Genomic DNA, 18,722 nt, shown 5'->3' on the forward strand with positions numbered 1-18,722 from the left:
CGGGGCCGGATCAGCCGGTGCGGCTACGGAACCGGTGGTGCGGCGAACTCCGCCATGGCGTCGATCAGCCAGTGCACGGTGTGCTCGGTGAAGGAGGCGCGCGGGAAAATCCGCCAGCTGGTTTCGCCGGTGCGCCACAGCAGCACCGGAATGTTCGCCAGCGAGGTGGTGATCGCCTGGTTCACGCCGAAGGCTCGCGGGTGCAGGTCCGCCGGGCAGCTCTTGCGCAGCACCAGCGGCGCATCCGGGCCTTCCAGTTCCAGCACCGAGCGGTTGGCCGAGAGGCCGACCACCTGCCCGGGCTCATCGCCCAGGGCGGCGGCAAGCGCACCTGCCAGCTCGGTGTTCTCCGCGCTGGTGGCCAGGAACTCGTCCGGGCCCAGCCAGAGCACCGCAGTGCCCGATACGTCGCCGGCCACCTGGCCCACCGTGGCGGGCAGGCCCACGCCGGTGGCCGCGGACAGCGCCGCGTGGGCTGCCCCGCCCGGTGCGCTGCGCAGCGAGATCTGGGTCGTGAACGCGATTTCGCGCAGGGACACTCGGCCGGCGACGCTGGCCGCCTCCATCTGGGCTGCCAGGTGCTGCGCCGGCGAGCGGCGCACGTCGGTGTCAATCAGGGTGTCGTTAGCCATCACGGCGGCTTCCTTCCGGGTCGAAGAGAACGAGTTCGGAGACCTGGACGTCGACCAGCTGGCCGCCGACCGGGGTCTTGAGCACTTCGCCGATGCGGTTGCGCCCATTCTTGATCAGCGCCAGGCCGAAGGTGCGCCCAAGGGCCGGCGAGTTGTACGAGCTGGTGACCCAGCCTTCCATCGGGGTGATGCCATCGGTGGCCAGCGCGTCGGCGGCCACCAGCGCGGCGCCTTCGGGCAGGCGCAGCGAAGAGTCCACCGGCAGCACCGAAACCAGGTGCTTGCGGTCCTCGCGCATATTGTCCTCGCGGCTGTAGGAGCGCTTGCCGACGAAGTCCTTGAGCTTGGAGACCACCCATTCCATGCCTGCATCCTGTGGGGTCACCGTGCCGTCGGTATCCTGGCCGACGATGATGAATCCCTTCTCGGCGCGCAGCACGTGCATGGTTTCGGTGCCGTACGGGGTGATGTTGAATTCCTCGCCGGCGGCGTACACATCTTCCCAGACGCGCAGCCCGTGCCAGGCAGGGATCGCGATCTCGAAGGCCAGTTCGCCGGAGAAGGAGATGCGGCTGATCCGCGCCTCGATCCCGGAGTCCAGCACCACGTCCTTGAAGGCCATGAACTTGAAGCCCTCGTTGGACACGTCCACCGAGCTGGCCAGCTTCGCGATGACCTCCCGGGACTTCGGCCCGACCACCGCGACGGTGGCCAGCTGCTCGGTCACCGAGGTGCAGGTGACGTCCAGTTCAGGCCATTCGGTCTGCAGCCATTCTTCCAGCCAGTCCAGCACGTCGGCGGCGCCGCCGGTGGTGGTATGCATCAGGAAGCGGTCCTCGGCCAGGCGCAGGGTCACGCCGTCGTCGAAGATCATGCCGTCGGCCTTGCACATCACTCCGTAGCGTCCCATGCCGACTTTCAGCTTGGTGTAGCCGTTGGTGTAGATGCGGTTGAGGAACTCGGCGGCGTCCTTGCCGCGGATCTCGATCTTGCCCAGCGTGGTGGCATCGAGCATGCCCACCGAAGCGCGCACCGCGGCGGATTCGCGGTAGACCGCCTCGTCCATGCCCTCGCCCGGCTGCGGGTAGTACCAGGCGCGCTTCCACTGCCCGACGTCCTCGAACTCGGCGCCGTGCTCCACATGCCAGGAGTGCATCGGGGTGATGCGTGCCGGATCCAGCAGCTGCCCGCGGGTGCGTCCGGCCAGCGCCGCGAAGGCCACCGGGGTGTACGGCGCGCGGAAGGTGGTAGTGCCGATCTGTGCCGGGTTCTCGATGCCCAGCACCGCGGCGATCACGCCGATTGCCGCGACGCCCGAGGTCTTGCCCTGGTCGTTGGCGGTGGAGATCGAGGTGTACCGCTTGATGTGCTCCACGGACTGCATGCCGGCGCCAGTGGCGCGCAGCACGTCGGCCACGGACTGGTCGCGCTGCAGATCCACGAAGTGGGTCCTGTAGTTCGCGGCGTCGTCGCCGTTCAGCGACGGCACCAGCCAGACCGGACGGGTTTCCCCGGCCGGGACGGCTACCGCCTGCGGAACTTCTGCGATGCGCTGGAAGCCTGCTGCGCTGGCTGCCGCGGCGCCGGTGGCGGCTCCGGTGCTTAGCGCACTGGCGGTGTCGAAGCGGCCAGTGACAGCGCCGGCCAGGTGCTGGTTGGCCACTGCGGCGGCCGGGACGAAGGCGTGGATCGCAGTGTCCCAGTCCAGCTTGCCCTGGCGCTGGGAGTGCAGGTGCACCACCGGGTTGAAGCCGCCGCCCACGGCCAGCACGTCGGCCTCGAAGCGCTGCGGCGCGCCCAGGTTGCGCTGCTCGTCCAGCTCGGCGACGATCACTGCCGACAGCTCGCCGGAGGCATCCGCTTCGGTGTCCACCACGACGGAGCCGGTCAGCACGGTGACCCCGGCGGCCACTGCTTCCGCGGCGGCCGCAGAGACGGTGGTGCGTGCGTCGATCACTGCAACCACCCCGCCGGTGGCTGCCAGGTCGGAGACCAGCGGGTAGACCGAGTCGTTGGTGGTGGCCACCACGATCTGCTGACCGGCGCGCACGCCGTAGCGGTTCAGGTAGCTGCGCACCGCGCCGGCGAGCATGATGCCCGGGCGGTCGTTGTTCTCGAACACGATCGGGCGCTCGTGGGCGCCGGTGGCCAGCACGACCTGCTGGGCGCGGATGTGCCAGATGCGTTCGCGGGAAACGCCGTCGCCGGCCGGCTCGTCCAGATGCACGGTGCGGCGCTGCGCGGCGATCAGGTAGTTGGCATCGTAGGAGCCGAAGACGGTGGTGCGCTGCAGGTGGGTGGTCTCCTCGGCGGCTGCCAATTCGGCGGCGACCGTGTCGATCCACGCCGCGGCGTCCACGCCGTCGATCTGCTCGCCGGCCGCATCGCGCAGGGTGCCACCGGCTTCGGCACGCTCGTCGAGCAGCATTACCCGGGCGCCTGAGCGCGTGGCCTCGCGGGCAGCGGCCAGGCCTGCAGGCCCGGCGCCGACCACCAGCACGTCCGTATGCACGTGGACGTGATCGTAGTAGGCAGGGTCCTCGTTCGGATCCAGCACGCCCAGTCCGGAGAGCAGGGTGGCGTTCAGCGATTCCGTGACCGGGACGGTGGTGGCAGGCAGCATCGACTCGGCGATGTCCTGGCTGTGCCGGGCGTCGACGGTGATCAGCGCGTTGGGTTCCTCGACGCCGGCGGCGAAGATGCCGCGCGGGCGGTCCAGGTACAGCGAGGTGCCGCATGAACGCATCCCGTTGGCCAGCATTGCGCTGGCCACGGTGTCGCCGCGGAAGGCGGAAAGCTGCTGCCCGTTCACTCTCAGGGCCAGTGCTTCCTCGCGGTTAATGCGGGCGCCGGCGCTGTGCGCGGCGGCAATGCGCTGGGACTTGCTCATCGGGTGCCTCCTTCGGTGGCCTGGATTTCTGGACGTGCTTCGCCGGCACGGTAGACGGCTTTGAATTCATAGGTGACGGTGTCGCGCAGGGCGTTGAACCACTTGCGGCAGCCGCCGGAGTGGACCCAGCGTTCGGCGAAGATGCCCTTCTTGTTCTGCCGGTAGAACAAGTAGCGCGACCATTCCTTGTCGCTCAGCGCGTTCGGATCCTCCGGGTAGGCAACGTGGGCTTCTCCCCCGTATTTGAATTCGTTCTCGTTGCGTGGCCCGCAGTTCGGGCAATCAATCAGCATCATGGCGGTTGCTCCTAGTGTGCGACGGCTGCTGCGCCGTGCTCGTCGATGAGGTGGCCGGTTTCGAAGCGCTCCAGGCTGAACGGCTTGTTCAGCTCATGAGGCTCGTCGTGGGCGATGGTGTGCGCCATGGTGAAGCCGGCGCCCGGGGTGCCCTTGAACCCGCCGGTGCCCCAGCCGCAGTTCACGTACAGGTTCTGGATCGGGGTCTTGGAGACGATTGGCGAGGCGTCCATGGTGGTGTCCACGATGCCGCCCCAGGTGCGCAGCACGTGTGCCCGGGCGAAGATCGGGAACAGTTCCACCGCGGCGGCCATCTGCTCCTCGATCACGTGGAACGCGCCGCGCTGGCCGTAGCCGTTGTAGCTGTCGATGCCCGCGCCCATGACCAGTTCGCCCTTGTGAGCCTGGGAGACGTAGACGTGGATGTGGTTGGACATGACCACCGTCGGGTGCACCGGCTCGAACAGCTCGGAGACCAGGGCCTGCAGCGGGTGGGACTGGATGGGCAGCTCGAAGCCTGCCATTTCGGCCAGCACCGAGGAGTGCCCGGCACCGGCGAGAGCGACCTTGCCGGCATTGATGGTGCCACGGGTGGTCTTCACGCCGGTGACCTTCTCGCCATCCTTGATGAATCCGGTGACTTCGCAGTTCTGGATGATGTCAACGCCCATTTCGTTGGCCTTGCGGGCGAACGCCCAGGCCACGTGGTCGTGCTTGGCGATGCCGGCGCGCGGCTGCCAGGTCGCGCCCATGACCGGGTAGCGGATGTTGTCGCTCACGTTGATGATCGGGCAGGCTTCCTTGACCTGCGATGGGTCCAGCCATTCGGCGTCCACGCCGTTGAGCTTGTTGGCTTCCACGCGGCGCACTGATTCGCGCACATCCCCGAGGGTGTGGGCCAGGTTCATCACGCCGCGCTGGGAGAACAGGAAGTCGTATTCCAGGTCCTCGGGCAGCTGTTCCCACAGCTTCAGTGACTTCTCGTAGATGCCTGCCGACTCGTCCCAGAGGTAGTTGGAACGGATGATGGTGGTGTTGCGGGCCATGTTCCCGCCGGCCAGCCAGCCCTTTTCCAGTACCGCCACATTGGTGATGCCATGGTTCTTGGCCAGGAAGTAGGCGGTGGCCAGGCCGTGCCCGCCGCCGCCGACGATGACTACGTCGTAGGACTTCTTCGGTTCCGGATTGTTCCAGAGGAATTCCGGGTGTTCTGGGAGCAAATCAGCCATGATTATTCCGCTACTTTCTTGAGATTTGGGTAGAGTGGGTGGGCTTCAGCCAACGCCAGAACACGTTCCTTCAGCTCTGGCAGTGCAGCCGTATTGCCGTCGGCACCAGCGATCAAGGTCTGCGCAATAATCTCCGCAACCTCAGCGAACGCAGCCTCGGAGAAACCACGCGTCGCCAGTGCCGGGGTGCCGATGCGCAGGCCCGAGGTGACCATCGGCGGACGCGGATCAAACGGAACCGAGTTGCGGTTCACGGTGATCTCCACCTGCGCCAAGAGGTCTTCAGCCTGCTGGCCGTCCAACTCGCTGTTGCGCAGATCCACCAGCACCAGGTGCACATCGGTGCCACCGGTCAGCACGCTGATGCCCTTGGCAACAACGTCTTCCCGGGTCAGGCGCTCAGCCAGGATCTTCGACCCAGCCAAGGTACGCTCCTGGCGCTCCTTGAACTCCGGCGACCCAGCAATCTTGAACGCCACAGCCTTGCCAGCGATCACATGCTCCAACGGACCACCCTGCTGGCCAGGGAACACGGCCGAATTCAGCTTCTTCGCGATCTCCGCATCATTCGACAGAATGATGCCGCCACGCGGACCAGCCAACGTCTTGTGCGTCGTGGAGGTCACCACGTGGGCATGAGGCACCGGCGACGGGTGCAGCCCGGCGGCCACCAGGCCAGCGAAGTGCGCCATGTCCACGAACAGGTACGCGCCAACCTTGTCGGCAATCTCGCGGAAGCGCTTGAAGTCCAGCTGGCGTGGGTAAGCCGACCAGCCGGCAACAATCATCTTCGGCTGGTGCTCGACCGCAAGGCGCTCCACCTCATCCATGTCCACCTGGTAGGTTTCCTCATCCACGCCGTAAGGCACGATGTTGAACAGGCGGCCCGAGAAGTTCAGCTTCATGCCGTGGGTCAAATGGCCACCGTGGTTCAGGTTCAACCCGAGGACGGTATCGCCCGGGCGCACCAGCGCGTGGTACACCGACGCGTTGGCCTGCGCACCGGAGTGCGGCTGCACGTTCGCGAACTTCGCGCCGAACAACTCCTTGAGGCGCTCGATCGCCAACGTCTCGATGACGTCGACTTCTTCGCAGCCACCGTAGTAGCGGCGGCCCGGGTAGCCCTCGGCGTACTTGTTGGTCAGCACCGAACCCTGCGCCTGCATGATGGCCTGGGCGGTGTGGTTCTCCGAGGCGATCATTTCCAGGCCGCGCTGCTGGCGAGCCAGCTCAGCGTCAATACGCTGCGCCACCTCCGGGTCGAGATGCGCGAGGTCTGCGGTCAGGGAATCTGCCGCGAGTGTTGAAGCTTGTGCCATTGCCCATTCCTAAATGTATGAATTGCCGACAACTGATATATCAATCTGCAATTCACTGTATGATGGAACTCACACCCCGGTCAATGGGTAACCGAAAATATTTCAGCACGCAGTAACCCTGCGGAACAGAGCAAAGAAATCGGAGTCAGGATGACAATCACCACGCAGCTCCCCCTGGGTGCCGAATCGATGGCTGAGCGCGCCTACCAGGTCTTGCGCGACCGGCTCATCATGATGGACATCGCCCCCGGTGACCCGATCAACGAAGCCCAGCTGGTCGCCGAGCTCGGAATCGGCCGCACTCCCCTACGTGAAGCGCTCAAGCGCCTGGAGGTCGACCACCTGGTGCAGTCCTACCCGCGCCGCGGCACCTTCGCTAGCCGCGTGGATATCACCGAACTAGCTGATATCACCGAAGTCCGGCAGGCCCTCGAGCCTTTGGCCGCGGCCAAAGCCGCCACGCTCCAGGGAGGCAGCGCGCGGGCTGGCATCCAGGCCACCCTGGAGGCGGTCCAGCAGCTCTCGGGCGAAAATCTGCGACGCACGCTCATGGAAAACGACCTCGAAGTGCACCGGCTGATCTACCAGGCAGCCGGCAACCATCATCTGGAGCAGACGCTGATCCGCTTGGATAATCTGGCCACTCGTATCTGGTGCATGGCGCTGGATCGCCTGCCCAGTATCGATGAGCACATCGGCGAGCACGTAGCGCTGCTCCAGGCGATTCTCGATGGCCACGCGCAACGCGCGCAGGAACTGGCCCGGGAGCATATCGTCCATTTCGAGAAGTCGGTGCGATCCGTTCTCTAGGTCCCTACACGTGGCGTGCGCACGTGTTGCGGCCTGCCCATGGCCAGCCAGCGGGCCAGATGCACCCGCAGCAGCCGGCCACCTTCATGCAGGTCGCCGCCGAGCAGCGCGAAGATCCTCGCCAGGCGCTTATGAAGACTCTGGCGCTCCAGATAGAGCTGATGGGCTGCATTCGTCGCATTGCATCCAGCATCCAGCCACACCAGCAGCGTGGCCAGCAGCACGTTGCCGGGCTGGTCCTCGCACTGCAGCAAGTTTTCCAGCTGCTCTGTAATGAAATGATCCAGATCCTCCCGGTGCCCGAACTTCGCCGCCAGCCGCTCCAGCGCATGGTCCGACGCATCGCCCACCCTGCCCGGGTTCGGGGTGGACTCGGGAAATGATTCCAAGACCAGTGCCTCGGTCAGGGACCACTGCGCGCGCCAGATCCCCTCGGCCGAAGGGCCGGCGCAGCATTCAACCGACAGTCCCGACAAGCCGCGGCGCAGGCTGGCGATCGCTTCCCTCCGGGCCCCGCGCGGATCACCCGAGGCGAGCGCGAGCAGCGCCTGGAGCCGGCGCGGATCCTGGCCATGTCGTAGCTTTGGAATACCAGCATCATCAACGGCTCGTCGCTGCCGATCGGCGCCTGCCGCGCCAAGTCAGCCGCGAAGAGCCCGTCGGCGCCGATGGCAATGGCCTGCAGCAGCGACGTATTGGCCGCCTGCACCGCACTCGGCCGGTAATGCTGGGCATAGGCCAGGCCGACGATGCTGCCCAACCGTTCGGCCATCAGCTCCAGCCGCTCAGCGGACACCGACTCGGAGCCGAGGAGCACCAGCCGGGCTGCAGTATCGCTGCCGATGAACAGGTCCGTGGTCGCTTCCAACGCTTCGGCCTGCGCCACGCCAGCCTCGGCCGCCGGACTGGATTCGGCAATCATCCGGCCGCCCAATTCCTACAGCACCGCGCACGATCCCAGTGCCTGCTCGATCATTTCCAGCAGCTGCCGCAAGTTGGGTCCAGCCGAGGCCATGTGCCTGGCCAGCAGCTGGGCAATCTCGTCGTCCTGCTGCAGGGCCGAGGCGTACTCGGAGACGATGCGGCGGTTGGTTCCCCCGGCCAGTTCCACAAAGGGCACGGTGACTTCCAGCCGGAAAACCGGCAGCCCGATCTGCTGGGCATGCTCGATGAACCGCGCCGGGATCCTGGTTTCCGGAACCAGCGGCTCGAGCAACAAGGCCGCCACGCCGCGCTCGGACAGCGAATCCAGATAGGCCAGCTGCGCCTCGGGCTTCAGGTGGGAAACGGCTTCCCCGGTCGTGAGCAGCGGCTCGTTGCAGTGCAGCAGGCCTGCAATGCCGAACTTCTGCACAACTCCATTGCCTCCATCTCGGCCCGGGTCGCCACCCGGGGCGGCATCATGGCAGTGCCCTACTTCATTTTCGAGCGCAAGCACAAGGACTTCTCCTACCTGTTCCTCGATCCGAAGTCCTCACCCCTGAAGTCGGTCAACTGGTCGGCGTTCGTCGCCTTCGCCGCCGGCATCGTGATGACCTGGATGTGCATGTACGGCTCGGTTCCCGCGCTGCAGGGCCCGATCGCCAGCGCCGTGAGCGGCATCGATTTCTCATGGCCGGGCGGAACGCTCACCGGCGCCGCGGTCTACTTCGCCCTGGGCTACCCCCGCTTCCGGGCCCGGATCAACGCCGGGGTTCCGCTGGGACTGAAGATGGACCTGTCCGAGGGTGCATTCATCAAGGAGTTCAGCAGCGCCGAGGACCCGCGCAAGGAGCAGCATGTGGCCAGCAGGCCGGCTGCTCTTCCCGAACCAGATGCCGCCCCAGAGAAGGCCCCGGCTGGCAGCTAACCTGCTGGAATAGAATATTCGGCTGGCGCCGACTCCGGAACCCCGGACGCGGCGCCAAGCACGTACAAAGAAAGGACGACCCGATGACCAAGGAAACGATGGACGAGACAGGCTACGAGGCGGCACTGCAGGCTGCGCGCGCCGGCGCTGCCGAAGGCGGCGTGCCGATCGGCTCCAGCCTGGCCGGAGCGGAAGGAGTCATCGCGGCCGGGCACAACCGGCGGGTGCAGCAGGGCGACCCGACCGCGCATGCCGAGATCGACGCTCTGCGCGCGGCCGGGCGGCGCAGCAGCTACCGCGACCTGACGCTGTACACCACGCTGGCTCCCTGCGCCCTATGCTCCGGGGCCATTGTCCTGTTCAAGATCCCGCGGGTGATCGTCGGCGAGGACCGCACCTTCAGCGGGGAGATCGCCTGGCTGCGCGAGCGCGGCGTGCAGGTCGAGGTCCTTCAGGACCAGCGCGCCGAAGCGCTGATGGAGCGCTTCATCGCCGAGCACCCCGAAATCTGGAACGAAGATATTGCCGAGGAACCAGCTGGCAGTTGACTGCTTCATCACGCCCCGCAACACCGGGCAATGTCTGGCCGCCCGCGGCGGAGCTATCTACTGCGGGGTCGCGGGTCGCGGAAGTAGCTCAGCAGGTATCGGAAATTAAAGCTCTTGACTGTGACATGCACCACTGGAATGATTTAGCGCAACAGTGTTGCACTCATCGCAACTAAAATTTTCCAGGATCTCGCAAGGCGATCACCCTTTCCCAACTCCTGACATTGCCTAGGAGGCAACGATGCCCTCTGTGTTCATCGAAGAACTCGACGCCGAATCTTACGCCACAATGGTGGCCCGCGAAGGCTCGACCATCATCATCCCGACCGGAGCCACCGAGCAGCACGGCCCGCACATGCCACTAGGCGTGGACGCCATGCTGTCCAGGGCCATCGCCGGCATCGTGGCCGAGAAGATCGGAGCCTTGGTAGCACCGGTCTTCTCCTACGGATACAAGTCGCAGCCGCGTTCCGGCGGCGGCAACCACCGGGTCGGCACGACAAGCCTGGGCGCCGCGGCCCTGACTGGCATGGTCGACGACGTGGTCACGTCCTTAATCGCCCAGGGCTTCACGAACGTAGTCGTGCTCAACGGCCATTTCGAGAACTACCAGTTCATCTACGAGGGCCTTGACAACGCCGTCGCCCGCGCCCGCGCCACGGGGTCCGAATCCCGTGCCGTACTGCTGTCCTATTGGGACTTCGTCGACGAGGCAACGTTGGAAAAGGTATTCCCTGACGGCTTCCTGGGATGGGATATCGAGCACGGAGGGGTGCTTGAGACCTCGCTGATGCTCCTGTTGCATCCGCAGAAAGTGGACATGACCCGCGTGGTGGACCACCCGCCGGCCAAATTGACCCCGTACGACATCTTCCCCGAGGATCCCGCGCGCACCCCGCCTACCGGCTGCCTCTCCAGCGCCGCCGGCGCCAGCGCCGAAAAGGGCCAACTGCTGCTGGATGCGGTCACGACTGCCGTAGCCGATTCGCTCCAGGGCGAGCTGCTCCTGGGATCCATCCAGGTGGAGGTCGAGTAGCATGTCCCTCAACGAAACCGAACGGAAGAACGCCCGGAAGGGCGAGGGCTCAAGCCAGGCGCCCGTCGAAGTGCCCCGTTTCATGGGACGCGTGATCCCGCCCTTGGATCGCCTGCTCATCCGGATTATCCCGCCCGCATTGATCGTCGCGGTGCTGCTCTGGGTACTGCTTTCCCCCGAGCAGGCATCGGCGGCCATCTCCGAGATGCGCACCTTTGTCACCGGGAAATTCACTTGGCTGTTCATCCTGTACTCGGTCTTCACCGTGGTGATGTGCCTCTGGCTGTCGATGAGCAAGGTCGGCAGAATCCGCCTGGGCGGGCCCAAGGCCAAGCCCGAGCATAGCAAGTTCGCCTGGTACTCCATGCTCTTCGCATGCGGCCAGGGCATCGGCCTGATCTTCTGGTCCGTCGCAGAACCGATCATGCTGCGCGACGAGAACCCTGTCATCCCGGCCGCCACGCCTGCCGGCGCAGCCGAAGGCGGGATCGTCTGGACCTACTTCCACTGGGGACTGACCGCCTGGGCCATGTACTGCGTGGTGGCGGTCTGCCTAGCCTATTCGCACCACAACCTGGGCAAGACACTGACCTTCCGCGAGGCCACCGTGGACCTCCTGCCCCGCTGGTCGCGACGCGGTGCGGGCGTGGTCATCGAGCTGCTGGCCATCATCGCCACCGTGCTGGGCCTGGCGACCTCGTTCGGATTCGCCGCCTTGCAGTTCACTTCCGGGCTTTCCTCGTTCACCGGCCTGTCGTCCAGTCCTGCACTGTGGCTGGTCGTCATCGCGATCTTCGCCGGCATCACCTGCATCTCCGCCATCGTGGGCATCAGCAAGGGCATGGCGCGCATTTCCAGACTGAACTCCATTCTGAGCATTGTGCTGGTCGGTGCGGTGCTGGTCTTCGGCCCGACGTTGTATATCGTCTCGATGCTCTCGCAGACCTTTGGCAGCTTCATGGCCAATTTCGTGAATATGAGCCTCTGGACCGATGCCAGCATCACCTCCAGCCCCCTGGCCAGCTGGCAGGACAGCTGGAATGGCTGGTGGACGGTATTCATCTGGTGCTGGGTCATCGCCTTTTCGCCGTTCGTGGCAGGGTTCATCGCGCGGATTTCGCGCGGCCGCACCATCCGCGAATTCGTCATCGGCGTGACCATCATCCCCACGCTCATCGTGATGATCTGGGTCGGAGTCATTGGGGCGAGCGCGATCTACTATGACGATGCGAGCAACCGGAGCATCAGCGATGCCGTGTCCGCGGACACCTCGGCCGGCCTGTTCGCGATGCTCGAGCACCTTCCACTGGTCGGCACGATCCTGCTGGTGGCCTCCACCATCCTGGTCGCGACCTACTATGTCACCTCGCTGGATTCCGGGATCTATGCGCTCAGCGAGTTCGTCTCGGCGCCAAACAAGTCCGGACCGGTCTTCCGCGTGGTGCTGGTGCTGAGCATCGCCACCGTCGCCACGGTGCTGCTCACCCTGGGCGGCACGGCGGTGGTCGATACGGTCCAGACGGGCACCATCATCGGAGCCTTCCCGTTCTCCTTCGTGATCATCTTGATGATCATCAACCTGATTCGGCGATTGATCAAGCGCGACAAGGCAATCAAGCAGCTGGAGAAGGACATCAACAATCCCGACCCGAACCTTGTTTTCGTCGCTGACCCCGACGGCGATGGTGCGATCCTCAAGGAGGTCCCAGGACAGGAACGGCACACCTAGGCAGTGGATCCGGCATCGGAACGAAGGCCGCGGAACTCGTCATATTGAGTTCCGCGGCCTTCTTAATTGCCGTTTTACCGCCTTATGCATACAGGCCAACACCGATTTGCCGGCTTCGGGAAAAAGTTCTCACATGCACTCTTGACAGTGACGCAGGGCACACATAACCTAGTTGCAACGGCGTTGCATTGAATGCAACACGCAAGTATTCTCCGGCGATTCCCTTGAATCCTCGCAATCCATCTGATTGGGCCGGCCTCCCTTGACAGTTGATTTCCCACAAGGAGCCAAAACCATGACTACCGCCAACATCGCCACCAACGTTTCCGAACTGGCCCGACTGAAGACCCTGCACAACGGCGCCAAGGAGCAGCTGACGTTCTCCGATGCCGAGTTCGAGCGCCGCCTGGCCGGCCTGCGCCAGATCATGGCCGCCAAGTCGCTGGACGCCGTCATCCTGACCAGCTACCACGGCATCAAGTACTACTCGGACTTCCTGTACACCACTTTCGGCCGCAACTACGCGCTGGTGGTCACCGCCAGCAACTCCACTACCGTCACCGCGAACATCGATGCCGGCATGCCTTGGCGCACCAGCTACGGCGACAACATCGTGTACACCGACTGGAAGCGCGACAACTTCTTCTACGGCCTGCAGGAAGCACTTAAGCGCGACGGCGTGAAGGCAACCCGGATCGGCGTGGAAGACGACTTCCTGCCGGGCCGCACCCGCCAGCAGATCGCCGACACCTTCGACGGCGCAGCCTTGGTGGATGTCTCGCAGGACGCCATGCGCCAGCGCATGATCAAGTCCGCCGAGGAAATCGAGGTCATCAAGCACGGTGCACGCATCGGCGACCTGGGCGGCGAAGCCATCAAGGCAGCGATCCGCGAAGGCATCAGCGAATACGAGGTCGCACTGATCGGCACCGAGGCCATGGTGCACGAGATCGCCAAGACCTTCCCGCACCGCGAAGTGCGCGACACCTGGGTCTGGTTCCAGTCCGGCATCAACACCGACGGCGCCCACAACTGGGCCACCACCCGCAAGCTTCAGCGCGGCGACATCCTGTCGCTGAACTGCTTCCCGATGACCTCCGGCTACTACACGGCACTGGAGCGCACCCTGTTCCTGGGCGAGCCGGATGCCCGCAGCCTGGAACTGTGGAACATCAACGTCGAAGTGCACAAGCGCGGCCTGGAGCTGATCAAGCCGGGCGCGGTCTGCAAGGACATCGCCGCCGAGCTGAACGAAATCTACATCTCCCACGGCCTGCTGCCGAACCGCACCTTCGGCTACGGCCACTCCTTCGGCGTGCTCTCGCACTACTACGGACGCGAAGCCGGTCTGGAGCTGCGCGAGGACATTGAGACTGTCCTGGAGCCAGGCATGGTCGTCTCGATGGAGCCAATGATCACCGTCATGGACGGCGAGCCAGGTGCCGGCGGCTACCGCGAGCACGACATCCTGGTCATCGGCGAGGACAACACCGTTGAGAACATCACCAAGTTCGGTTTCGGTCCGGAGAACAACATCATCGACGCCTAAAGGCGAGCGATAACCGTGGGGCGGGGCCCAAGCCCCGCCCCACGGTTTCTTTAACAAACTGCTGCGCGGCATGCACGGGGGCTGCGCCATCAATCGAGGACCGCCCACCGGTCCATCGGAACACTTCATCATTCCAGCGGCAAAGAAGCCAGAACTGGCCCAAGCCGCTACCCTCCAGAGGCGGTTTCGCACCATGAACCATTCCAGCAACTCCCCACTGCAAGCCACTGACGCAACCGCGGCCGCACCGGCCACCGGCACAGCTGCGTCCCGTACCATTGATTCGAAGACCCGCCGCAAGGTGATCACTGCCAGCTTCATTGGCAACTTCGTGGAGTGGTTCGATTACGCGGCCTACGGCTATCTGGCCGTTACTATCGCCGCGGTGTTCTTCCCCAGCGACGATCCGCAGGCGGGTCTGCTGATGACCTTCGGGGTCTTTGCCCTCTCCTTCCTGGTCCGCCCCATTGGAGGCTTCATTTGGGGGCATCTGGGCGACAGGATCGGCCGGCGCGAGGCCCTGTCTTGGTCGATTCTGCTGATGACCGGCGCCACCTTCTGTATCGCGCTGCTGCCTGGCTACGCGTCCATCGGTTTCGGAGCGCCGCTGCTGCTCCTGGCCTTGCGTCTGGTCCAAGGCTTCTCCGCCGCCGGCGAGTATGCCGGAGCCTCGGCCTTCCTGGTCGAGTATGCGCCCGCCAACCGGCGCGGCCTGTATGCCGCAGTCGTTCCGGCGAGCACCGCCACCGGCCTGCTTTTCGGTTCGTTGATGGCCGCCGGGCTGACCGGGTTGCTCTCAACTGAGGATCTGGAGACCTGGGGCTGGCGCATTCCGTTCCTGCTGGCGGCTCCCTTGGGGCTAATCGGCCGCTATATCCGCACCAAGCTGGAAGACTCTCCAGCCTTCGTTGAAGCATCCGAGTCCGGTGCACCTGAAAGCTCCCCGGTCGGGTCATTGCTGAAGAACCACTGGCGCAAGCTGCTCCAGGCCGCAGGGGCGGTCCTGCTGAACGCCGTCGGCTTCTACGTCATCCTGTCCTACATGCCGACCTACCTGTCCGAGGAACTCGGACTGGACGCCACTCGTTCATACCTGGCCACCACCGTTGCACTGCTGACCTATGTTGGTTTCATCTTCCTCACCGGCATGCTTTCGGATCGCTTCGGCCGCAGGCGGGTATTGATCAGCGCATCAGTCCTGTTCGTCCTCTTCACCGTGCCAGCCTTCATGGCTCTGGAATCGGGAAACTTCCTAGTGATCGTCCTGGTCCAGATTCTGCTCGGCGCAATGCTCACACTCAACGACGGCACGCTACCAAGCTACCTCGCCGAAATGTTCCCGACCAAGGTCCGCTACTCGGGCTTCGCGGTCTCGTTCAATCTCTCGAATGCGCTCTTTGGCGGAACCGCGCCATTCGTCGCAACCTTGCTGATTGCCACCAGCGGCAATGTCCTGGCTCCAGGTTGGTACTTGATGGCTGCAGCCGTTGTTTCGCTCGTGGCGGTAGCCTGCTCAGTGGAAACCAGCCGCAAACCGTTGGCATGAGCCGTAGGATAGTAGCAACTCAGGAGGGAAAATGACTGAAACCCGTAGCGAGACACGAGGTGCCTCGGTAATCGTCAACGTGCTCGATGTGCTTCGATGCTTCACCGTTGAGCATCCGGTAGTCGGCGTCACCGAAATCGCTGAACAGGTAGGCCTTCACAAGTCAAGCGTCTCGCGGATCCTTAACACGCTCGAGCAGGAACGCGTGGTGGATAGGGAAGAGGAAACCCGCAAGTACCGTTTGGGAGTAGGACTGATTGCCATCGCCGGCCCATTGCTGGCCAATCTGGACGTGCGCCAGGTGGCCTACCCCCTACTGGAAGACCTGCGCGAAGCGACCGGCGAGACCGCAGTGCTAAACATCTGGGACGGCAGCGAGTCGATTTCCGTGGAACAGCTGTCATCCACCCATCCGGTCAAGCACACCTCGGTCATGGGATCCCGGTACCGTTCGGGGCTGAGCGCCACCGTTCAGGTATTCCTCGCCAACGAGGAACCAACGCGCCGCGCGGAGCTGATCTCCAGCGGCGAGATCGATCTGGCCGGCACCTCCCCGGCCGAATACGAGGCACGCCTGGATCTGGTGCGCGAACGCGGCTATGCGGTCAACTACGGCGAGACCTCCGCAGAGGAAGTCGGGGTGGCCGCTGGAATTCTCGATCACCGCGGTGAGCTTGTCGCCTGCGCCATGACCGCCGCCCCGTACTACCGCATCGGCGCCGACGAACTGGAGCAGCTGTGCTCCAGCACCCGGATCGCGGCACGGCGCATCAGCACGAGGCTCGGATACCACACGGAAGGATAGCCATGGACCCGTTCGAAGCACGTGATGCCTACGCCTTCGACTACCGGATGCACGAAGGCTCGGCCATGAAAGTCAGCCACCATTTCGCCGGGCACACCGGGATGCCGGTGGCCATCCAGACCTGGGTGATTGAACCAGGCGGCTTCGAGGGCTTCCACCGCCACGAGGGACAGGCGGCGTTGCAGGAGTTCTACCAGGTGATCGAGGGGCAGGCGACGATGCGGGTCGGCGAGCGCGAATACAAGCTGAGCCCGGGCGACAGCATCTTGGCCTATGCAGGGGTGGACCACGACCTGCGCAATACCGGCACGGATGCCCTGCGAGTCCTGGTCGTTTGGGGGCCTGCGGGCGATGCCGACTTCTCGGCCTTCGGTTCGCACCAGCTGGCGCAACGGGCCCGGGCCGGCGGCGTGGCTTAGCTGGGAGTATGCCCAAGGCTCTTTTGCCGGGTGCATGCCCGGTGCTGAAGTGGTGCCATGAGTTACAACATCGGCTATTTCGTTGGTTCGCTCGCTTCAAACTCCATCAACCGCGTCGTGTCCAAGGCATTGATTGCCTTGGCACCCGAAAACCTCAGCTTCACGGAAATCCAGATCGGCAACCTGCCCTTGTACAGTGCTGACTACGATGCCGACTACCCGGAAGCAGGGACCGCTCTGAAAAAGGCCATTGAAGCCTCGGACGGGCTGCTGTTCATCAGCCCGGAGTTCAACCGGTCGATTCCCGGTGCGCTGAAGAATGCCATCGACTGGGGTTCCCGGCCCTGGGGCACCAATTCCTTCGCCCGCAAACCCACCGGCCTGCTCGGCGCCTCGCCCGGAGCCATCGGCACAGCGGTCATGCAGTCCAGCATGCGCAGCGTGCTCAGTTTCCTGGATGCCCCGCAGTTGAACTCCCCCGAGGTCTATCTGCAATACCGCCCCGAAGATTTCGGCGAGGACGGGAGCATCAGCAACCCTGACACGGAAAAGTTCCTTGCGCACTACATAGGCGAGTATGCGGCGTTCGTAGAGCGCGTGCTCGACTCAACCGCAGCGGGCCACATCGGCGACGAAGGTATGTAGTCGCCGCTAACGGCCGCTAGGCCCGCGAATACTCGGCAAGGGAAACACCAGAGGCAAAGGACTGCATGCTTTCCAGCTTCCAGCTCTCCGGGGCGTATCCGGTGTCCCCGAAGAGCCTGACTCCCGACCCGAACATCACCGGCTGGATTTTCAACGCCAGCCGGTCGATGTCTGTGCGCAGCCTGGCCGCCAGTTGCCCGCCGCCGCACAGCCAGATGCGCTCCCCTGGCTGGGCCTTGAGATCGCGGATGACCTCCCTCGGATCCGCGTTGGTGAACTGCACCGCTTCGCTCCCCTCGGGTGACGAGTGCTCTCTCGTGAAGACTATCTGCTTCAGATGCGCATAGGGGTTGGGCAGTGCCGGCAAGCCGACGGCGTAGGTATTCCAACCCATCAGCACCGTGTCGAAGGGGCACCCGTCGATGGGCAGTCCGGCTGCCTCCGCCAGTTGGGTCGGCGCCGTGCCGCGATAGCGCTCCCAGATGGGCGCTGCGTGCTCGCCCTCCACTGCGAAAGCATCGAATTCGCCGTTCGGACCGGCAATATATCCGTCCAGGCTCATTGCAACGAAGTAGGTCAGTTCCCGCATTCTTCTCCCTTGGCTCATGGCCGGAGGCCAGGTGAATTCTGGGCTAACCCTACAGCACTGGCGAGCACGAGCTGGGGAGAATGCAAAAAACCGGAAAGCATCTTTTCGGATGCTTCCCGGTTTTTTTCATTTGGTGGAGGTAAGGGGATTCGAACCCCTGACCTTCTGCATGCCATGCAGACGCGCTACCAACTGCGCCATACCCCCAAATGAGGCGGTTTCAGCAGTTTGAACAACTCCTGAACCGAGATAAAACTCTACCGGAGCATTATCGAAAACACCAAATCGGGAACTCGAGACGCTGATCACATTCGGCTATTCACACGATGGCCTCGCAATGGAAGAATGTGGGCGGGACCTACCGGCCCCGCCACTTCCTTCGAAAGGCGCAATTCCATGAGCATCGGACTGACCCCATACCTGCGTTTCGCCGGAGACGCCAAAGAAGCAATGGAGTTCTACCACCAGGTACTAGGTGGCGAGCTTTCCATGATGACCTTCCAAGAAGGCATGAATGACAATAATCCGGCCGTTGCCGACCTGATCATGCACGCCTCGCTTTTCGTCGAGCGCGGACTGCACTTCATGGCATCGGACACCCCGCCGGAAATGGACGTCCGGGGCAACGGCGTCATCGCGCTCAGCAACGACGGAACATCCGAAACCGACGGTGAAACCCTGACCAAGTGGTGGGAAGGCTTGGCCGAGGGCGGCCAGATCAATATGCCATTGGAGAAGGCACCGTGGGGCGACTCCTTCGGAGAGCTGCGCGACAAGTTCGGCGTGATCTGGATGTTCAACATCACCGCGGTAGCGAGCTAGCCCAAGCAG

20 protein-coding genes and 1 tRNA gene are annotated in these 18,722 nt (G+C 64.1%); 11 read left to right on the top strand and 10 right to left on the bottom strand.

Annotated features, from left to right (window positions below; all coding sequences use genetic code 11):
• Positions 1 to 23: 23 nt before the first annotated feature.
• The 5 genes from EKH49_RS00295 to glyA are packed head-to-tail and all read right to left on the bottom strand — an operon-like array spanning position 24 to position 6,366.
• Entirely contained in the window at positions 24 to 632 is a 609-nt protein-coding gene (locus EKH49_RS00295; RefSeq protein WP_128469151.1) for a sarcosine oxidase subunit gamma, read from the bottom strand.
• Positions 625 to 3,522: a sarcosine oxidase subunit alpha family protein gene (locus tag EKH49_RS00300; protein WP_128469152.1), complete on the bottom strand. Its 2,898-nt coding sequence runs from the start codon at positions 3,520 to 3,522 to the stop codon at positions 625 to 627. Before EKH49_RS00300 ends, EKH49_RS00295 begins: the two co-directional genes overlap by 8 nt.
• On the bottom strand, positions 3,519 to 3,818 hold the full coding sequence (locus EKH49_RS00305) for a sarcosine oxidase subunit delta (RefSeq protein ID WP_038991587.1): 300 nt from the start codon (positions 3,816 to 3,818) through the stop codon (positions 3,519 to 3,521). The genes EKH49_RS00300 and EKH49_RS00305 overlap by 4 nt, the downstream gene beginning before the upstream one ends.
• 11 nt (positions 3,819 to 3,829) lie before the next feature.
• On the bottom strand, positions 3,830 to 5,047 hold the full coding sequence (locus tag EKH49_RS00310; RefSeq protein WP_038991586.1) for a sarcosine oxidase subunit beta family protein: 1,218 nt from the start codon (positions 5,045 to 5,047) through the stop codon (positions 3,830 to 3,832).
• 2 nt (positions 5,048 to 5,049) lie between these two features.
• Positions 5,050 to 6,366 (bottom strand): serine hydroxymethyltransferase, encoded by a 1,317-nt coding sequence (glyA, locus tag EKH49_RS00315; protein WP_128469153.1) that lies wholly within the window; start codon positions 6,364 to 6,366, stop codon positions 5,050 to 5,052.
• 150 nt (positions 6,367 to 6,516) lie between these two features.
• On the opposite strand from glyA, the gene EKH49_RS00320 reads away from it, so the two are divergent.
• On the top strand, positions 6,517 to 7,176 hold the full coding sequence (locus tag EKH49_RS00320; RefSeq protein WP_121867298.1) for a GntR family transcriptional regulator: 660 nt from the start codon (positions 6,517 to 6,519) through the stop codon (positions 7,174 to 7,176).
• On the opposite strand, the gene EKH49_RS00325 is transcribed toward EKH49_RS00320, so the two are convergent.
• The 3 genes from EKH49_RS00325 to EKH49_RS00330 are packed head-to-tail and all read right to left on the bottom strand — an operon-like array spanning position 7,173 to position 8,530.
• Positions 7,173 to 7,652 (bottom strand): PucR family transcriptional regulator, encoded by a 480-nt coding sequence (locus EKH49_RS00325; protein ID WP_161567401.1) that lies wholly within the window; start codon positions 7,650 to 7,652, stop codon positions 7,173 to 7,175. The two genes, EKH49_RS00320 and EKH49_RS00325, sit on opposite strands and share 4 nt — an antisense overlap.
• Positions 7,580 to 8,098: a hypothetical protein gene (locus tag EKH49_RS16465; RefSeq protein WP_161567402.1), complete on the bottom strand. Its 519-nt coding sequence runs from the start codon at positions 8,096 to 8,098 to the stop codon at positions 7,580 to 7,582. Before EKH49_RS16465 ends, EKH49_RS00325 begins: the two co-directional genes overlap by 73 nt.
• 15 nt (positions 8,099 to 8,113) lie before the next feature.
• Positions 8,114 to 8,530, bottom strand: coding sequence for a PucR family transcriptional regulator ligand-binding domain-containing protein (locus EKH49_RS00330; protein ID WP_161567403.1), 417 nt, complete (start codon positions 8,528 to 8,530; stop codon positions 8,114 to 8,116).
• Between EKH49_RS00330 and EKH49_RS16450 the strand changes: the two genes are divergently transcribed.
• From EKH49_RS16450 to EKH49_RS00370, 9 genes are all read left to right on the top strand, one after another.
• Complete coding sequence (locus EKH49_RS16450; RefSeq protein WP_161567404.1) at positions 8,498 to 9,025, top strand: hypothetical protein; 528 nt, start codon at positions 8,498 to 8,500, stop codon at positions 9,023 to 9,025. The genes EKH49_RS00330 and EKH49_RS16450 overlap by 33 nt on opposite strands.
• Positions 9,026 to 9,108: 83 nt before the next feature.
• Complete coding sequence (locus EKH49_RS00335; protein ID WP_128469156.1) at positions 9,109 to 9,573, top strand: nucleoside deaminase; 465 nt, start codon at positions 9,109 to 9,111, stop codon at positions 9,571 to 9,573.
• 241 nt (positions 9,574 to 9,814) lie between these two features.
• Positions 9,815 to 10,609 carry a creatininase gene (locus EKH49_RS00340; protein ID WP_128469157.1) on the top strand — a complete coding sequence of 265 codons (795 nt, stop codon included), beginning with the start codon at positions 9,815 to 9,817 and terminating at the stop codon, positions 10,607 to 10,609.
• Between the two features lies 1 nt (position 10,610).
• Positions 10,611 to 12,338, top strand: a complete 1,728-nt coding sequence (locus EKH49_RS00345) for a BCCT family transporter (protein ID WP_128469158.1) — start codon at positions 10,611 to 10,613, stop codon at positions 12,336 to 12,338.
• A gap of 295 nt (positions 12,339 to 12,633) precedes the next feature.
• Complete coding sequence (locus EKH49_RS00350) at positions 12,634 to 13,887, top strand: aminopeptidase P family protein (protein ID WP_128469159.1); 1,254 nt, start codon at positions 12,634 to 12,636, stop codon at positions 13,885 to 13,887.
• A gap of 193 nt (positions 13,888 to 14,080) precedes the next feature.
• Positions 14,081 to 15,433 carry an MFS transporter gene (locus EKH49_RS00355; protein WP_128469160.1) on the top strand — a complete coding sequence of 451 codons (1,353 nt, stop codon included), beginning with the start codon at positions 14,081 to 14,083 and terminating at the stop codon, positions 15,431 to 15,433.
• A gap of 31 nt (positions 15,434 to 15,464) precedes the next feature.
• The gene (locus tag EKH49_RS00360) at positions 15,465 to 16,238 is read left to right on the top strand and encodes an IclR family transcriptional regulator (RefSeq protein ID WP_128469161.1); all 774 of its coding nucleotides are present in this window, start codon (positions 15,465 to 15,467) and stop codon (positions 16,236 to 16,238) included.
• A gap of 2 nt (positions 16,239 to 16,240) precedes the next feature.
• Positions 16,241 to 16,657 (top strand): cupin domain-containing protein, encoded by a 417-nt coding sequence (locus EKH49_RS00365; RefSeq protein ID WP_128469162.1) that lies wholly within the window; start codon positions 16,241 to 16,243, stop codon positions 16,655 to 16,657.
• Between the two features lie 57 nt (positions 16,658 to 16,714).
• The gene (locus tag EKH49_RS00370) at positions 16,715 to 17,302 is read left to right on the top strand and encodes an NADPH-dependent FMN reductase (RefSeq protein ID WP_073707858.1); all 588 of its coding nucleotides are present in this window, start codon (positions 16,715 to 16,717) and stop codon (positions 17,300 to 17,302) included.
• 16 nt (positions 17,303 to 17,318) lie between these two features.
• On the opposite strand, the gene EKH49_RS00375 is transcribed toward EKH49_RS00370, so the two are convergent.
• Both EKH49_RS00375 and EKH49_RS00380 read right to left on the bottom strand, forming a co-directional pair.
• Positions 17,319 to 17,891, bottom strand: a complete 573-nt coding sequence (locus tag EKH49_RS00375; protein ID WP_038991773.1) for a dihydrofolate reductase family protein — start codon at positions 17,889 to 17,891, stop codon at positions 17,319 to 17,321.
• A 131-nt stretch (positions 17,892 to 18,022) separates the two neighbouring features.
• Positions 18,023 to 18,098: transfer RNA gene (locus EKH49_RS00380), tRNA-Ala, on the bottom strand.
• Between the two features lie 189 nt (positions 18,099 to 18,287).
• On the opposite strand from EKH49_RS00380, the gene EKH49_RS00385 reads away from it, so the two are divergent.
• Entirely contained in the window at positions 18,288 to 18,713 is a 426-nt protein-coding gene (locus tag EKH49_RS00385) for a VOC family protein (protein WP_128469163.1), read from the top strand.
• The last annotated feature ends 9 nt before the right edge of the window (positions 18,714 to 18,722 follow it).

Source organism: Glutamicibacter sp. HZAU (assembly GCF_004100365.1).
In the GTDB taxonomy this organism is placed as follows: domain Bacteria; phylum Actinomycetota; class Actinomycetes; order Actinomycetales; family Micrococcaceae; genus Glutamicibacter; species Glutamicibacter nicotianae.

Coding starts and splice junctions, on each gene's coding strand:
- EKH49_RS00295 (WP_128469151.1), bottom strand. CDS start 632: ATGGCTAACGACACCCTGATTGACACCGACGTGCGCCGCTCGCCGGCG.
- EKH49_RS00300 (WP_128469152.1), bottom strand. CDS start 3,522: ATGAGCAAGTCCCAGCGCATTGCCGCCGCGCACAGCGCCGGCGCCCGC.
- EKH49_RS00305 (WP_038991587.1), bottom strand. CDS start 3,818: ATGATGCTGATTGATTGCCCGAACTGCGGGCCACGCAACGAGAACGAA.
- EKH49_RS00310 (WP_038991586.1), bottom strand. CDS start 5,047: ATGGCTGATTTGCTCCCAGAACACCCGGAATTCCTCTGGAACAATCCG.
- glyA (WP_128469153.1), bottom strand. CDS start 6,366: ATGGCACAAGCTTCAACACTCGCGGCAGATTCCCTGACCGCAGACCTC.
- EKH49_RS00320 (WP_121867298.1), top strand. CDS start 6,517: ATGACAATCACCACGCAGCTCCCCCTGGGTGCCGAATCGATGGCTGAG.
- EKH49_RS16465 (WP_161567402.1), bottom strand. CDS start 8,098: ATGATTGCCGAATCCAGTCCGGCGGCCGAGGCTGGCGTGGCGCAGGCC.
- EKH49_RS00335 (WP_128469156.1), top strand. CDS start 9,109: ATGACCAAGGAAACGATGGACGAGACAGGCTACGAGGCGGCACTGCAG.
- EKH49_RS00340 (WP_128469157.1), top strand. CDS start 9,815: ATGCCCTCTGTGTTCATCGAAGAACTCGACGCCGAATCTTACGCCACA.
- EKH49_RS00345 (WP_128469158.1), top strand. CDS start 10,611: ATGTCCCTCAACGAAACCGAACGGAAGAACGCCCGGAAGGGCGAGGGC.
- EKH49_RS00350 (WP_128469159.1), top strand. CDS start 12,634: ATGACTACCGCCAACATCGCCACCAACGTTTCCGAACTGGCCCGACTG.
- EKH49_RS00355 (WP_128469160.1), top strand. CDS start 14,081: ATGAACCATTCCAGCAACTCCCCACTGCAAGCCACTGACGCAACCGCG.
- EKH49_RS00360 (WP_128469161.1), top strand. CDS start 15,465: ATGACTGAAACCCGTAGCGAGACACGAGGTGCCTCGGTAATCGTCAAC.
- EKH49_RS00365 (WP_128469162.1), top strand. CDS start 16,241: ATGGACCCGTTCGAAGCACGTGATGCCTACGCCTTCGACTACCGGATG.
- EKH49_RS00370 (WP_073707858.1), top strand. CDS start 16,715: ATGAGTTACAACATCGGCTATTTCGTTGGTTCGCTCGCTTCAAACTCC.
- EKH49_RS00375 (WP_038991773.1), bottom strand. CDS start 17,891: ATGCGGGAACTGACCTACTTCGTTGCAATGAGCCTGGACGGATATATT.
- EKH49_RS00385 (WP_128469163.1), top strand. CDS start 18,288: ATGAGCATCGGACTGACCCCATACCTGCGTTTCGCCGGAGACGCCAAA.